Source organism: Bacillus sp. LQ16 (assembly GCF_057784645.1).
In genome coordinates this window covers 4,763,326-4,778,531 of record NZ_CM173491.1, presented here as the reverse complement: position 1 = coordinate 4,778,531, position 15,206 = coordinate 4,763,326, and the positions used below count along the sequence as shown (strand labels likewise).

Below are 15,206 nucleotides of genomic sequence, written 5' to 3'. Positions count from 1 at the left end.
GCGGGAGGAGAGAGAAGAATGAATTGGAAACAAGAATTTAGTCGCTGGCTTTCTTACGCACAATTAGATGCAGAATTAAAAGAACAGCTAGAAAATATGAAGCAAGATGAGAAGAAAATCGAGGATAGCTTTTATAAAAATCTAGAGTTTGGCACAGGTGGTATGCGTGGTGAACTTGGTGCTGGTACGAACCGTTTAAACGTATATACAGTTCGTAAAGCAACAAAAGGATTAGCAAGCTTTATTGAAAAGTTAGGTGAGGAAGCGAAAAAACGAGGTGTTGTTGTAGCCTATGATTCTCGACATAAATCACCTGAATTCGCAATGGAGGTCGCTGCAACACTTGGCGCACGCGGTATCACAACATATGTGTTTGAAAGCTTACGTCCAACGCCAGTGCTTTCTTTCGCAGTTCGTCATTTACATACAGTAAGTGGAATCGTCCTTACGGCAAGCCATAATCCGCCTGAATATAACGGATATAAAGTATACGGTGAAGATGGTGGACAGTTGCCTCCAAAAGAGGCAGATGAGTTAATTAGCTACGTAAACGCAGTAGAAGATGAATTAACAGTTGAAGTCGCTGATGTAGAGCAATTAAAAGCTGACGGTTTATTACATATTATTGGACAAGAAGTAGATGATGCATATGCTGCAGAATTGAACAATGTCATCATTAATAAAGAAATGGTACAAAAGGTTGGTAAAGACTTAAAAATCGTCTTTACACCATTACACGGAACATCAAATATTTCTGTACGCCGTGGTTTAAAAGAAGTTGGATTTACAGATGTAACAGTTGTAAAAGAGCAAGAGTTACCAGATCCAAACTTCTCTACAGTAAAATCACCGAACCCAGAAGAGCACGCAGCGTTTGAGTATGCAATTCGTGACGGTGAAAAGGTAGGCGCAGATGTATTAATCGCAACTGATCCTGACGCAGATCGCCTTGGTGTAGCAGTTCGTAATCATAATGGTGAGTTCCAAGTATTAACAGGTAACCAAACAGGTGCATTAATGCTTGATTACTTACTATCTCAAAAGAAAGAAAACGGAACGCTTCCAGAGAACGGTGTCGTATTAAAAACAATCGTAACGTCTGAAATTGGTCGTACAATTGCAAAAGCATACGGTTTAGATACAATTGATACGTTAACTGGATTTAAATTTATCGGTGAGAAAATTAGACAGTATGAAGAAAGCGGACAATACGAATTCCAATTCGGTTATGAGGAAAGCTATGGTTATTTAATCCGTCCATTCTGCCGTGATAAAGATGCAGTACAATCTGTCCTATTTGCATGTGAAGTAGCTGCATATTACAAATCACAAGGGAAAACGTTATATGATGGTCTATTAGAAGTATTTGAGAAATACGGATTCTTCCGTGAAGACCTTGTATCGTTAACGTTAAAAGGAAAAGATGGAGCGGAACAAATCCAAGAGATGATGGCGACGTTCCGTGAGAATCCTCCGAAAGAAGTAGCGGGCTTAACAGTCGTAGCAGTTGAAGACTATAAAGCAAGCATTGTTACATCTTTACAAGATGGACATAAAGAAGAGATTCACTTACCGAAATCAAATGTGTTAAAATATCAATTAGAGGATGGTTCATGGTTCTGCCTACGTCCATCTGGAACTGAACCGAAGATTAAGTTCTACTTTGGTGTAAAAGATAGTTCTTTACAAAATAGTGAACAAAAGTTACTTACTATTAAAGAAGATATTATGAATCGTTTATAATATAAAGTAATTTTAAGTAGTAGGGAACAAAAGGGAGCGAAATCTCCCTTTTGTTTTATGTAAGGAAATGATCGTTATTGATTCTGACAGAAGAGAGGGTATTTTGTGATGAAAAAAGTAAGAAAAGCCATAATCCCAGCAGCTGGATTGGGAACACGTTTTTTACCAGCAACAAAAGCAATGCCGAAAGAAATGTTGCCGATAGTAGATAAACCAACTATCCAATACATCGTAGAAGAAGCAATACAATCAGGAATCGAAGACATTATTATCGTTACTGGTAAAACAAAGCGCTCTATTGAAGATCATTTTGATAATGCATTTGAGTTAGAGCAAAACTTATTAGAAAAGAAAAAGTATGAGTTACTTGAAAAAGTACAGGCTTCTTCAAAAATGGTAGATATTCATTATATTCGTCAAAAAGAACCAAGAGGATTAGGACACGCTGTTTGGTGTGCACGTAAATTCATCGGTGATGAGCCATTTGCTGTTTTATTAGGCGATGATATCGTTCAAGCTGAAAAACCATGCTTACGTCAATTAATCGAAGAATATGATAAAACGCTTTCTTCTGTTATTGGTGTACAAACGGTTCCAGAAAATGAAACACACCGCTACGGAATTATTGATCCATTAGAACAAGAAGGTCGTCGTTACCAAGTTCGCAATTTCGTTGAGAAACCAGCACAAGGTACAGCACCTTCAAACTTAGCGATTATGGGCCGTTACATTTTAACGCCTGAAATCTTTATGTTCTTAGAGCAGCAACATGTCGGTGCTGGTGGTGAAATTCAGTTAACAGATGCAATCCAAAGCTTAAATGAAATCCAACGTGTATTTGCTTACGATTTCGAAGGAAAGCGCTACGACGTAGGTGAAAAGCTAGGATTTGTTCAAACGACAATCGAAATGGCCCTGCAACACCCAGAATTACGTGATGACATGGTTGTAATGATGAAGAAAATTTTAGAAGAACAAGTGAATCAAGAGTCTTAATATAAAAAAAGAGTTATTGCAGCAAGCTGCAATAACTCTTTTTTATTATGAAATCGTCGAATGAGAATGCTGATAAGCAGAACGACGCACAGCATAGTATATGCGAGGGGCGATAATAGCACCGATAATTGTAAATACAATATCTTTTACTGCAAACCACATCATAATCATCCAAGCAGCTTTATAGCTCATATTACCGCCCATAAAGAGATTGACTGCCCCGTACATGTAAGTAGTACCGATTATATAAGTTAAAATAATTCCTGTGAAAGAGGCAATCGCGAATGTAATGAATGTTGGTCTTTCTTTTTGTTCTACTAGTTTCCCCGATACGTAAGCAACGATAATAAATGCGATAATAAAACCACCAGTAGGATCTAAAAGTGCTCCAAATCCAGCCTTGAAGTTAGCGAAAATTGGTGCGCCGGCTACGCCAACGAGCATATAAACAGTCATGGATAAAGCACCAAGTCTACTTCCAAGAAGAAGACCTGCTAAAATTGCGAAAAATGGTTGCATAGATAATGGGATACCTGCTACTTGAAGGAATGGTGCCCAAGATACAATATTTGCACCGATGGCCATAAGAGCAACGAACATGGCAGCTAATGCTAAATCTAAAACATGTAATCTTCTCATAATGTTAACCTCCTTTTGTTTTTAGGTTAACATTATCGTAGCTAAAATATTTACTTGTTGTCAATCAAAATATTTTGATAAGAAGGCTTTAAATAGTCTCTTAGCAACGTATATGGAATACGAAATTGCGGAATTCCACTTGAATACGGAGCAATCTCATATAAAGGGAAATAAATGACGAGATTGTCTGGCTCTAAAAAGAAGTGAAACTTTTTCATACTCATTACCTTTTCAGTTGCATCAGGAAAATAAATACTTTCATTTTGTTTAATTTGTCTTACAATCTCTGCACGGATTACATCTTTATATTTATCTTTTTGTTGAAATAAATCGTCTAAGTGCAGTAGCTTTTTTTCTTTTAAATCAAATGTATTTGCCTTCCACGTATAAAGACCGTGTGCTCCGCCAGTATATTGATAGTAATTCACATATAGGCTAAGAAAAGGTGGTTTGTTTAAAGAGACTTTATAATCAACATTTGCTACGTACGGATGAAATGGTGTACTAGATCCTTCTGTCTCTTTATAGTATTTTTTTGCTTCTTTTTCTAATTTGTTTTTAAATTTGTCAGTGGACTTTTTGTAGTATAAATTGAGCTTATTTTGAAATGTAGAGTCAGAAAAGTTGTGAAAAGAAGGCCTATTTATTTGATATTCTATATAAGGTTTCTTACCTTTTTGCGTTACAGTATTAACATCGATTGTCAGGTTAGATGCTTTGGCTGTTATTGCACAATTTGGTACAATAGTCAGCAAGGAGAACATAAGCAGTAATATACAAAATTTCTGTTTCATTTAGGTGAAGCCTCCTTATATAAGTGTTATAAGTAGTTTGAAAATAAATAGGTAAAATTATACATTTAATTAAAGCAAGAGAAGGAGGAAGCGATATGGCAAAAACTTTAATGGATTCACTTGGAATTGAGTTGTTAGAGATGACAGAAGATAAGGTGGTTGCTACGATGCCTGTTGATGAGCGTACGCATCAGCCATTTGGATTTTTACATGGCGGTGCATCGGTTGCATTGGCAGAAACAGTGGCAAGTGTTGGTTCATACAATTTAATTGATCAAGAAAAATGTATTTGTTTCGGATTAGAAATTAATGCAAACCACATTCGCTCAAAGAAAGATGGAATTGTAACAGCGATCGGAACACCGATACATAGAGGACAATCGACAATGGTTTGGGATGTTCGTATTATTGATGAAAATGATGATTTACTATGTATATCAAGATGTACAGTAGCAATTAAAGAAAAACGTGAAAAGTAAAAAAGAGGCGCTCTTATGAGCAGCCTCTTTTTCTTATAATTAGAACTGGATTTTCTTCTCTAAGAAACCTTTTAGTTCGCTAATTGGCATACGAACTTGTTCCATTGTATCACGGTCACGTACTGTAACAGCTTTGTCTTCAACTGAGTCGAAGTCGTATGTGATACAGAATGGTGTACCGATTTCGTCTTGACGACGGTAACGTTTACCGATAGAACCAGTTTCATCAAAGTCTACCATGAAGTCTTTAGCTAATTCTGCGAATACTTCAGTAGCACCTTCAGATAGCTTTTTAGATAATGGTAAGATAGCTGCTTTGTATGGTGCTAAAGCAGGGTGGAAACGAAGAACTGTACGAGAATCGTTTTCTAATTGCTCTTCTTCATATGCATCACATAAGAATGCTAATGTTACACGGTCTGCGCCTAAAGATGGCTCGATGCAGTATGGTACGTAACGCTCATTCGTTTGTGGATCGATATAATTAAAGTCTTCGTTTGAGTGTTCCATGTGACGTTTTAAGTCGAAGTCTGTACGAGATGCAACGCCCCAAAGTTCGCCCCAACCGAATGGGAATTTGAATTCAATGTCAGTTGTTGCATTACTATAGTGAGATAACTCTTCTTCACCGTGGTCACGAAGACGCATGCTCTCTTCAGTCATACCAAGTGAAAGTAACCAGTTTTTACAAGTTTCACGCCAGAATGCGAACCACTCTAAATCTTCACCAGGCTTACAGAAGAATTCAAGTTCCATTTGTTCGAATTCACGTGTACGGAATGTGAAGTTACCAGGCGTGATTTCGTTACGGAAACTCTTACCGATTTGGCCAATACCAAATGGAAGCTTTTTACGCATAGAGCGTTGAACGTTTTTGAAGTTTACGAAAATACCTTGTGCTGTTTCAGGACGAAGGAAGATTTCGTTTGTGCTAGACTCTGTAACACCTTGGAATGTTTTGAACATTAAGTTGAACTGACGGATTTCAGTGAATTCTTCACTACCGCAATCAGGACATTTTACTTCATGTTCTTTCATTAAGTCAGCCATTTGGTCGAAAGTAAGACCATCAACAACCATTTCGATGCCTTTTGCATCTAAAGCATCCTCAATTAATTTGTCAGCACGGTGACGAGCTTTACATTTTTTACAGTCGATCATTGGATCGTTGAAGTTACCAACGTGACCAGAAGCGATCCAAGTTTTAGGGTTCATTAAAATAGCTGCGTCTAAACCAACGTTGTATGGAGATTCTTGAATGAATTTTTTCCACCAAGCTTTTTTAACGTTATTTTTTAATTCGATTCCAAGTGGACCGTAATCCCAAGTGTTTGCAAGACCACCGTAAATTTCAGAACCAGGGAAAACAAAACCGCGATGTTTCGCTAAGTTTACAACTTGTTCCATTGAATACATAAGAAAATCCTCCTTTTGAAAGTTAACGTATTGGCGATGACATACTCTGATACTTTGGAAACGAGCAGTATAGCTAAAAAGAACATAAAAAAACGCTCATCCCAAGGCTTATTTGCCTAGGGACGAGCGTTTGCCCGCGGTTCCACCCTAGTTGATACACAAAGGTGCATCCACTTTATCATGTATTGCTCGGGACTGCCGTTTCCTTGCGGCTTCAGGCTTTCACTATCCCTGAATCGCTTTTTATGCAAGTACTTATAAGTCCGTCATCGCTACTTATATTAGTAATAATGAACATATTCTAACACGTTCTTTTTTAAATCTCAATAGAGGAACGCGTCTATCTATGATAGAGTCTCGCCTATTTTTTCATTATTTATTCCGTAATTTTCTTTAATATGCTTAATTGCTTCACGCTTACTTAATGGAGCGAGCTCGTTGTTTTGCACGTATTCCCAAACTACATCCGGATTTGTTTTTGCATATTCACGAAGGACCCAGCCAATCGCTTTTTGAATGAAAAATTCTTTTGAAGAATGTAGTTGTCCAATAATCCAGAAAAGAAGTTCCTCATCCATCTTTTGTTTATATTTCAGTTGGAATAAAATAGCGGCGCGTTGTAACCATATGTTATCTGATGCAATCCATTTTGGAATATAAGCAGAAATCAATTCTGGGTGTTTTAAAAAGATAGTACCTAAGAATGTAGGGACGATGCTATCGACAGAGTCCCACCAAGATTTTGTGACAATAAGTTCTTCTAAGAAGGGGATATGAGTTTCGTTTATATGCTTTTTATATTTTTGCATAATATCAAGTGCGGCCGCTTGGAATTCACGTTCTGGTAAGTCCCAAAGCTCACGTACGATAATTTGGAAGTCTTTTTTATCTGGGAGAGTATGTATTTGAATGACGTCTTTTAATAATTGGCGTCTTTCCGGTGTTTGAATACCTAGAAATGGGAAGTGATTTTTCATATAACGAGCCATAGGTTCTGCTTTTTCAGGATTTTTATGAGCTGTGAAATGCTCTTGTAATGCTTTTACAAATGGATGCATAAGTGTTTCTCCTCTCTTATTCTCTATCTTCTCTTATTATACAAAGAGTTTGGATAAATTTTAAAACATAACTTGCAATGTAATGAAATATGTTGAAAGTAGAGAGGAGAGGATAAGATGGAGGATCAAGGCGTACTAGCAGGTTTCTTTGCTCTTAGTTTTGCGTTTATTCTTGTTATATTGATTTGGGCAATTATTTCATATTTGTTAACGGCTTTTGCACTTTATTCGATGGCGAAAAATGATGGTGCAACGGACGGGGTGCTTGCGTTTATTCCGTTTTTGAATAGTAAGACGTGGGGTGACTTAGCGAAAGATAAATTACCAGATTTTTTGAAAGAAGAAGCAGGGTGGAAAGTATTCGGTATATATGTTGCATGTTTCATTTTTAATTTCGTACCAATTATAAGTTTACTAGCAACAGCTGTATCGATTGTATTGTCTATTTATCTTATCTACGCTATTTTAGACAGATATGGAACGAACTCTATATTATTTACGATTATTCATGTAATCACATTTTCGGTGTTCTTACCGATTCATTTATTTATTATTCGAAATGAACCGGTGAGATATAAAGAGTAGATTTTTCGTTTTTGTTGATAAGTCGATATATTTTAGATATAAGTAAAAAAGCGCCCTGATTATCAGAGCGCTCTTTTTACTACATAAGGTAGCGTAAATAAATATAAATGTGAGAAATGATTAATGAAACGATCATAATTGGGAAACCGACTTTTAGGAATTCCATGTAACTAAATTTATGTCCTTCGCGGCTCGCAATACCTGCAACGATTACGTTAGCAGAAGCTCCGATTAATGTTCCGTTTCCACCGAGACAAGCACCTAGTGCTAATGCCCACCATAATACATCGATTTGTGCGTCAGATGGTGATAAGCCTAGCCCAACTGCCATATCGTTAATAAGTGGAATCATTGTTGCGACGAATGGGATGTTATCAATTGTTGCAGAGGCGATACCAGATACCCATAAAATAAGGATGGATGCGTAAGAAATATCTCCGCCTGTTATACCAATTACTTTTTGAGCTAACATTTTGATAAGACCGATATCGATAAGTCCTCCAACAAGTACGAATAGCCCTGCGAAGAAGAAGATTGTTACCCACTCTACGCTTGCAAATACTTCTTCAATTTCATGCTCTTTCACACCAATTAACATAAGTACAGTAGCACCAGTTAAGGCAATGATAGCCGCATCAATATGGAAAATAGAATGAGTCATGAAACCTACAATCGTAAGTCCAAGCACCGTTAAAGATTTTTTCATTAATACTGGATCTTTAATGTATTGTTTTTCATCTAAGCTCATTAATTTTTTAACCTGTACAGGATCGGCAATTAATTGTTTACGGTACATGAAGTAAAGTATTGTTGCTGTAACTCCAATAATAATAATTACGATTGGTGCTAGATTCAATAGGAAAGCATTGAAGTCTAAATGCTTATTGGCAGAACCAATCATAATGTTAGGTGGATCACCAATTAATGTTGCCGTTCCCCCAATGTTTGAAAAAATAATTTCAGAAAGTAAATATGGAACAGGATTTACTTGCAGTATGCGCGTAATAGATAAAGTAACTGGAACAACAAGAAGTACAGTTGTAACGTTATCTAAAAATGCGGAGCCAAGCGCGGTAAGTAGGGAAAGGGAAACTAAAATTTTAATTGGATTTCCTTGTGCCCCTTTTGCTGCTTTAATGGCAACGTATTGGAAAACACCTGATTTACTCGTAATGTTCACCAAAATCATCATACCGATGAGTAGCGTAATCGTTCCCCATTCAATATGTTTCGTAAAGGCGTTATGTAAATCGACGACCCCCACAATTACCATGAATGCTGCACCAAGAAGTGCGATGACAGCGCGATTAATTTTTTCAGAAATAATAATGGCATATGTAATTAAAAAGACTGCGATAGCAAAATAATACTGCCAGTTAGCGAGTTCTTGCGTTGTTTCGTGCAAAAATCTCAACTCCTTTCATTCATTTTTCTTAGTGTGTCAAATATTAACTAGATGAAACACACATAACGTCATTATAAAGTAGAAAAACTGCGGATGTAAATGCAAGGAGGGATTTTGTCATATTTTCTGCATAGGTCATTTTTTCTTATTTTTTAAAATATTTGTGGGCATTTGACATATATATAAGATACATCCAATCTGAATATTTAAAATGGAATTAGCATTCGAGCTTGTTCGTGTAGGAGTGTCAAATAGAAAGGAATGATAAAAATGATAAGGAAGGGATCGTATGGATGAACAACGATTTTTATTTTTAGACTTTGAGTTTACGATGCCCCAGCATAGAAAGAAACCGAAAGGGTTTTTTCCGGAAATTATTGAGGTAGGACTCGTTTCAGTTGCTGGCTGTAAGGTGGAAGATACGTATTCATCACATGTCAGGCCGAAAACATTTCCCTCTTTAACGGATCGATGTAAGAAGTTTTTAGGAATAAAACAAGAAGTCGTGGATAAAGGGATTTCATTTCCTGAACTCGTTAAGAAGCTTGCGGAATACGAAACGAAATGTAAACCGACAATTGTAACGTGGGGAAATATGGATATGAAAGTGCTGAAGCATAATTGTGAAATGGCAGGGATAGCTTTTCCATTCTTCGGACAGTGTCGTGATTTATCGCTTGAGTATAAGAAGTTTTTTGGAGAAAGAAATCAAACAGGATTATGGAAAGCAATTGAGGCGTACGGAAAAGTAGGGACAGGGAAGCATCATTGTGCGCTTGATGATGCGATGACGACGTACAATATTTTTAAACTAGTAGAAAAAGATAAAGAGTATTTAGTAAAACCAGCACCTCCAACATTAGGAGAACTCGTTGATTTTTCAAAAGTGTTAAAGAAAGTGAGCACACAGTAACGACCAAATTGCACATTATGTAATTTGGTCGTTTTGTTTTTTAAAGTTTGTAGTCTTTCTTTAACTGTTCTAATGTTTCTAGACTACGCTCTGCAAAAGGTGAATCATCTTCAGAAAATGAATTCATTTGGGTTTCTAATGCTAATTTTAGTGACTCGGTATAATCCGGAATTTCTCCTTCATATTTTTTCACCATTTGCTCTGGAATGTTCGTCTGTTCACGGAAAGCTAAAGCGCGTCTTTCATGGAAAAATGGTACGTCAGCTTGTTTTACGTTATGTAAGTCACCTTGCACCGGATGTTTTAAAACAGCTAATACTTTTACGACGTAACTGCCAGGGCGGCTATTTGTAACTTCGCCGATGTATTTGCCAGTTTTATAAATCCCAGTAACGATTTCACCAATTTCAAATGTTTCTCTCATATTTTTCACCTCAAGTTTATAGTAAGGAAAGTAGGAGAAGGAGTCAAAGAAATCATTCGCTTTCGGAACGCCCCCTTGAGAATATGGATAGGTTCCACTATAATTTAAAGTTATATAACAGAAAATTCTGGTGTTTTACAAATCCTATAATAAGGAGTGTTCTATATGATGCCTTTATATTTTCCGGAAGATAAAACAGAATATATTATTCCAGGGATTGTTTGCGTGCTATTTATCATTGGTGCCGTTGCTACGTGGCGTATGTTCATTCGTGTATCAAAACGCGAAGCAGAGCGATTACAGAAAGTTGAAGAAAAACTATTAGCTGAAAAGAAACAGTAACGCATTTTTGTATGTTTCCCTCTATGCTCGGACAATCTAAGGGCAGAATATATTTTGGAGGGAATGGAATGAAGAAACGGCTTTTTTTCAGTTGTTGTTTATTATTTCTGATGGCAGGTTGTGACCAAGGAAAGCCGAAAGAAATTGAAGTGAAATTACATAATGCTTCAGGAGATGAAGTAGGGACTGCGAAAGTAGTGCAGCAAACAAGTGGCGTGAAAATTACGATTAAAGGAGAAGGTTTTACGCCAGGACCACACGGACTACATGTACATGAAATAGGAGAGTGTAAGGCACCTCGTTTTGAATCATCCGGGAATCATTTTAATCCTGATGATAAAAAACATGGTCTTCTTAATCCGAAGGGTGCAGAAAACGGTGATTTACCGAACGTAGTTGCAGATGGTTCTGGGAAGATTAAAGCGGAAATCGATGCACCTCACATCACACTTGAAGAAGGAAAAACGACGATTCATAGAAAAGATGGAGCGTCTATTATTATTACAGAAAACCCTGATGATGGTATGACACAACCGACAGGTAAATCAGGCGATCGAATTGCTTGTGGTGTAATTGTAAAAAAAGCAGCGGATATGAAGAAAAAGTAAAAGCTACCGTGCTGGTAGCTTTTTTTTGTGTAGTATAAGTGAAAATATATCAGCGATTATTGGAATATATTGACCGTAACTTGAAATATATCAACTTACCGACAAAATATGACAAAGGAGTCTGTCCAAGAATGATTAGGGGACAGACTCCTCTATTATTATGAAAACGTATGACGCAGTCTGTTCAAAATTTCTTCTAAAACAGATCGTGGACAGCCGATGTTAATTCGAATATGTTCTTCGCCACCTAACCCGTATTTCTCACCAGGTTCAACGATGATTTTTCCTTTTTCCTCAAGTAATGCAGTACGCTCGTTTTGAGAAAGCTTTAGACGAGAACAATCAATCCATAATAAAAAGCTACCTTCTGGCTTCGTTACGGAAAGAGCAGGTATGTGAGTTTTAATATATTCACAAGCAAATTGAGCATTATCTTCTATATATAATCGAATTTCGTTTAACCAATCATTACATTCTGTATAGGCACTTTGCATCGCTGTGTAGGCAAAGATATTTAACCCGTGGAAGCCTTGTCTATATTGGATAGCTGTAAAGGCGTGACGGAGTTTTTCGTTTGGAATGATAATAATCGAAGCTTGTAATCCAGCGATATTAAATGTTTTACTTGGAGCCATACAAGTGATAGTGCGCTCTGCTAATTCTTCAGATAAGGAAGCGAACGGCGTATGTGTATGGTCTGCATAAATGATATCGGAATGAATTTCATCCGCGACAACGATAACGTCATATTTAGTACATAACAATCCGAGCTGCACAAGTTCCTCTTTCGTCCAAACGCGTCCGATTGGGTTATGAGGGCTACAAAGAAGCATGAGTTTGACACCTTGCTGAAACTGCTTTTCTAAATGCTCGAAGTCTATCACATATGTATCATTTTGTTTCTGTAATGGACTCACGCATAACTGCCTGTTGTTTGTTGTGACCATTTCGAAAAATGGAGGATAAATAGGTGGTTGTACGAGAACGGATTCGTTTTCTTTTGTGAAAGCCTGTATGCTCGTACTAAGAGCTGGAACGATCCCCGCGCTAAAAACAATCCATTCTTTTTGAATATCCCAGTTATATTGTTTTTTTGTCCAGTTACAAATAATATCTCCAATATTTTCGGGAGGAAGTGTATAGCCGAAAATAGGATGCTCAATACGTTTCTTTAAAGCAGTTTGAATTTGTGTTGGTACTTCAAAATCCATATCAGCAATCCAAGCATGGATAAGTTCTTCGTTTTTATATGTATCCCATTTTATACTATGCGTTCCACGTCGATTGATTGCTTTATGAAATAGTTGCATACGTTTGCCCCCTTCTTCTGTAAAACCAATAAGTTATGAAAGTTCTCTCTCTTCTTATAGAATAGCTGATGTGATAGGATAAAGAAAAGTATTAAAAAGTGAAAAGGCGGGAAGCGAATGGGTACATATGAAAAGATGATAGAGGTTGTGAAGAATTGGGATCCGTTTCAAATGGGACCGGAGTTTTATGAAACAGAAGCGAGCGATGTTGTGAACGTCATAAGTGTGTTTGATGATCCAAAATACATCGCAAAGAAGATTCAACATATATACTTTATGTCTTTTGAGGAAGTACCTGCGCTTGAAAAATGTGAGAAATTAGCTGTGGAATTACTTGTAATAAAAGAAGGCGGAAGCTGTTCATTATAGGCTGTCGGAATTTCCGACGGCCTTTTTTATATTATCCCGCTATTTGCCGGGCAGTAAGACCCCCACCTCAAAATTCAGCAGAAGCAAAGAAGTTAGGTGGGGGCTAATTAAAGTTTCACTTTATTGCGCAGAAAAAGCGATAATTTCTTCATAAACATGTTCAGGCTTTTCTTCAGGTAGTAAATGTCCTGTATTTTCGTAAGAAATAAATTTTGAATTCGGTAAATCTTTGTGTAGACGATGACCTACATGTACAGGGACGACGCGGTCTTTTTCACCCCAAATGAGTAGTGTAGGTGTTTCGATTTTTTGTAATTCAGTTGAAGATAAGTCACCTTCACGGTCTCGTATCATGCGAGTTAAAGCGGGAAATATACGGTCGTCATAAAAAGGAGCGGAGTAACCTTTTTTCATTTCATCGTCAATTAATGAGTGATCATGAACGACATTCATTAAGTTATGAACAATACCGCGTCTAATAATCCAGTTCTTTACGTATAAATGAAAGAACGGTAAATAAGAAGAGTATAGTAAAGGTAAGGTTGCGCGTGCTAAATAGCTAGAGCTGCATAGTAAAATCGTTTTTGAAATGAGTTCAGGACGTATACGGTTTACATAGAGAGAAATTTGCCCACCCATAGAGTGCCCAACTAATACAATGTTTGAGAGAGATAAATGTTCAATTAAATCAATAATAATCGTTGCTAAATTGTGATAAGAATACTTAAACAGATGAGACTTATCACTTTTTCCGAACGGTGGTAAATCAAGAGCAATCACTGTTCCTGCTTTCGATAGTAAGGGAATGAGACGACGGTAACTGAATGAGGAAGATAAAAAGCCGTGAACGAGTACGAAAGTAGGACGTTCTGTTTTGTTATCGTGTTCATACAATTCGTAATGAATAGTAGTGCCGCGAGTGGAAAAAGTGAAATAAGGACAAGTATATTCGTGATTCATTTTTTGTCACTCCATTGATTTTTGTTCATATCATCTCCAAGGAAGAAGAAAATATGTTAACAAAAAAAGGCAAGATGACGACGTCATCTTGCCTTTCGTTTATTCAGTATTACCCGCGAACAATATTAGGCGGTGTTTTTCCTTGTAATCCTGCAACTAAATTTTCAGCGGCGGTCATAGCCATTTGCTGCCTAGTTTTTAATGTTGCAGATCCGATGTGTGGTAAAGTCACAACATTTTGTAATGATAAGAGTGGATTATCTTTTTGAATCGGCTCTTGTGTAAATGTATCAATACCTGCTGCAAAGATTTTCTTTTCTGTTAAAGCATGGATTAACGCTTCTTCATCTACTGTTTTCCCGCGAGAAGCATTAATGAAGATTGCTGTTTCTTTCATTAATGAAAATTCCTTTTCTCCGATAAGGTGATATGTTTCATCTGTTAATGGAGTAAGAAGAACAATAAAGTCAGACTGCTTCAGTAGCGTCTGTAAATCACAATATGTAGCATCGAATTTTTGTTCAGCTTCTTCTTTACGACGGCGGTTATAGTAAAGAACATTCATATCAAATCCGAATTTTGCTCGTTTTGCAACGGCTTCTCCAATTCGGCCCATACCGATAATACCAATTGTGCTATGGTGTACATCTAGTCCGAAGTGTTCTTTTCCGATTTCAGCGTTCCATTCACCATTTTTCACGTAAGAATCGAGTTCGCAAACGCGGCGCCCAGCTGATAGCATAAGGGCGAAAACGAGATCAGCTACTGTATCATCTAATACGTATGGTGTATTCGTTCCGATAACATTTCGGCTTTTCATCGCTTGTAAATCAAAATTATCGTAACCGACAGAAATGTTGCTCACTACTTTTAAGTTAGGAGCCACTGTCAGTAATTCTTCATTAATAGCAGATCCGAAATTTAATAACCCATCTTTATCTTGTATTTTCTCTAATAGAACATCACGAGGTACTTTCTCATTTTGATCCCATTTTTCATAATCACAGTGTTCTGATAAATAGTTTTCTACAAATGTTGGAACTGGTTCAGCAATATAAACTTTTGGTTTCACGGTTCCATCCCCTTTCACTTTATTTTGACATAATTCAATAGAAAAATCTTCTTTTCAAACTGGAAAGGGTATTTGTATAATTTAAACACAAAC

At 37.0% G+C, this 15,206-nt stretch carries 17 protein-coding genes; 8 read left to right on the top strand and 9 right to left on the bottom strand.

The genetic code is table 11. The annotated features are described in order from the left end of the window. The first annotated feature begins 18 nt into the window (after window positions 1-18). On the top strand, window positions 19-1,743 hold the full coding sequence (locus AC3EMB_RS24295) for a phospho-sugar mutase (protein WP_001104220.1): 1,725 nt from the start codon (window positions 19-21) through the stop codon (window positions 1,741-1,743). Window positions 1,744-1,851: 108 nt separating this feature from the next. Further along, complete coding sequence (galU, locus tag AC3EMB_RS24290) at window positions 1,852-2,739, top strand: UTP--glucose-1-phosphate uridylyltransferase GalU (protein ID WP_000757815.1); 888 nt, start codon at window positions 1,852-1,854, stop codon at window positions 2,737-2,739. A 45-nt stretch (window positions 2,740-2,784) separates the two neighbouring features. Here the strand turns inward: galU and AC3EMB_RS24285 are convergent, their stop codons facing one another. Both AC3EMB_RS24285 and AC3EMB_RS24280 read right to left on the bottom strand, forming a co-directional pair. Continuing rightward, window positions 2,785-3,378, bottom strand: coding sequence for a biotin transporter BioY (locus AC3EMB_RS24285; protein WP_001253381.1), 594 nt, complete (start codon window positions 3,376-3,378; stop codon window positions 2,785-2,787). A 50-nt stretch (window positions 3,379-3,428) separates the two neighbouring features. Then, window positions 3,429-4,172 carry a DUF3298 and DUF4163 domain-containing protein gene (locus AC3EMB_RS24280; protein WP_254489450.1) on the bottom strand — a complete coding sequence of 248 codons (744 nt, stop codon included), beginning with the start codon at window positions 4,170-4,172 and terminating at the stop codon, window positions 3,429-3,431. A gap of 95 nt (window positions 4,173-4,267) precedes the next feature. Here AC3EMB_RS24280 and AC3EMB_RS24275 point away from each other — a divergent pair, with 95 nt between their 5' ends. Next, a complete protein-coding gene (locus AC3EMB_RS24275; RefSeq protein ID WP_001140612.1) occupies window positions 4,268-4,651 on the top strand; it encodes a hotdog fold thioesterase in 384 nt (127 codons plus the stop codon). A 39-nt stretch (window positions 4,652-4,690) separates the two neighbouring features. Here AC3EMB_RS24275 and AC3EMB_RS24270 read toward each other — a convergent pair whose 3' ends face one another. Both AC3EMB_RS24270 and AC3EMB_RS24265 read right to left on the bottom strand, forming a co-directional pair. Then, entirely contained in the window at window positions 4,691-6,067 is a 1,377-nt protein-coding gene (locus AC3EMB_RS24270; RefSeq protein ID WP_000287154.1) for a glycine--tRNA ligase, read from the bottom strand. Between the two features lie 344 nt (window positions 6,068-6,411). Beyond that, window positions 6,412-7,125 carry a DNA alkylation repair protein gene (locus AC3EMB_RS24265; protein WP_023523268.1) on the bottom strand — a complete coding sequence of 238 codons (714 nt, stop codon included), beginning with the start codon at window positions 7,123-7,125 and terminating at the stop codon, window positions 6,412-6,414. A gap of 117 nt (window positions 7,126-7,242) precedes the next feature. Between AC3EMB_RS24265 and AC3EMB_RS24260 the strand changes: the two genes are divergently transcribed. Further along, window positions 7,243-7,710, top strand: a complete 468-nt coding sequence (locus AC3EMB_RS24260; protein ID WP_000390061.1) for a hypothetical protein — start codon at window positions 7,243-7,245, stop codon at window positions 7,708-7,710. A 79-nt stretch (window positions 7,711-7,789) separates the two neighbouring features. Here AC3EMB_RS24260 and AC3EMB_RS24255 read toward each other — a convergent pair whose 3' ends face one another. Continuing rightward, window positions 7,790-9,115: an ArsB/NhaD family transporter gene (locus tag AC3EMB_RS24255; RefSeq protein ID WP_486895023.1), complete on the bottom strand. Its 1,326-nt coding sequence runs from the start codon at window positions 9,113-9,115 to the stop codon at window positions 7,790-7,792. Between the two features lie 289 nt (window positions 9,116-9,404). Between AC3EMB_RS24255 and kapD the strand changes: the two genes are divergently transcribed. Next, complete coding sequence (gene kapD, locus AC3EMB_RS24250) at window positions 9,405-10,028, top strand: 3'-5' exonuclease KapD (RefSeq protein ID WP_000344356.1); 624 nt, start codon at window positions 9,405-9,407, stop codon at window positions 10,026-10,028. Window positions 10,029-10,068: 40 nt separating this feature from the next. On the opposite strand, the gene kapB is transcribed toward kapD, so the two are convergent. Then, window positions 10,069-10,452 carry a kinase-associated lipoprotein KapB gene (gene kapB, locus AC3EMB_RS24245; protein ID WP_001209343.1) on the bottom strand — a complete coding sequence of 128 codons (384 nt, stop codon included), beginning with the start codon at window positions 10,450-10,452 and terminating at the stop codon, window positions 10,069-10,071. 165 nt (window positions 10,453-10,617) lie between these two features. On the opposite strand from kapB, the gene AC3EMB_RS24240 reads away from it, so the two are divergent. Together AC3EMB_RS24240 and sodC are read left to right on the top strand one after the other, a co-directional pair. Continuing rightward, window positions 10,618-10,794 carry a hypothetical protein gene (locus AC3EMB_RS24240; RefSeq protein WP_000982763.1) on the top strand — a complete coding sequence of 59 codons (177 nt, stop codon included), beginning with the start codon at window positions 10,618-10,620 and terminating at the stop codon, window positions 10,792-10,794. A gap of 68 nt (window positions 10,795-10,862) precedes the next feature. Beyond that, window positions 10,863-11,402 (top strand): superoxide dismutase [Cu-Zn], encoded by a 540-nt coding sequence (gene sodC, locus AC3EMB_RS24235; RefSeq protein ID WP_023523265.1) that lies wholly within the window; start codon window positions 10,863-10,865, stop codon window positions 11,400-11,402. Window positions 11,403-11,560: 158 nt separating this feature from the next. On the opposite strand, the gene AC3EMB_RS24230 is transcribed toward sodC, so the two are convergent. Then, window positions 11,561-12,712 (bottom strand): MalY/PatB family protein, encoded by a 1,152-nt coding sequence (locus tag AC3EMB_RS24230; RefSeq protein WP_001175830.1) that lies wholly within the window; start codon window positions 12,710-12,712, stop codon window positions 11,561-11,563. Window positions 12,713-12,829: 117 nt separating this feature from the next. Here AC3EMB_RS24230 and AC3EMB_RS24225 point away from each other — a divergent pair, with 117 nt between their 5' ends. Next, window positions 12,830-13,081 (top strand): YugE family protein, encoded by a 252-nt coding sequence (locus AC3EMB_RS24225; RefSeq protein ID WP_000537641.1) that lies wholly within the window; start codon window positions 12,830-12,832, stop codon window positions 13,079-13,081. Between the two features lie 120 nt (window positions 13,082-13,201). Here AC3EMB_RS24225 and AC3EMB_RS24220 read toward each other — a convergent pair whose 3' ends face one another. Further along, entirely contained in the window at window positions 13,202-14,041 is an 840-nt protein-coding gene (locus AC3EMB_RS24220) for an alpha/beta fold hydrolase (protein WP_001015204.1), read from the bottom strand. A 109-nt stretch (window positions 14,042-14,150) separates the two neighbouring features. Next, the gene (locus AC3EMB_RS24215; protein ID WP_488517315.1) at window positions 14,151-15,131 is read right to left on the bottom strand and encodes a 2-hydroxyacid dehydrogenase; all 981 of its coding nucleotides are present in this window, start codon (window positions 15,129-15,131) and stop codon (window positions 14,151-14,153) included. Window positions 15,132-15,206 lie beyond the last annotated feature (75 nt).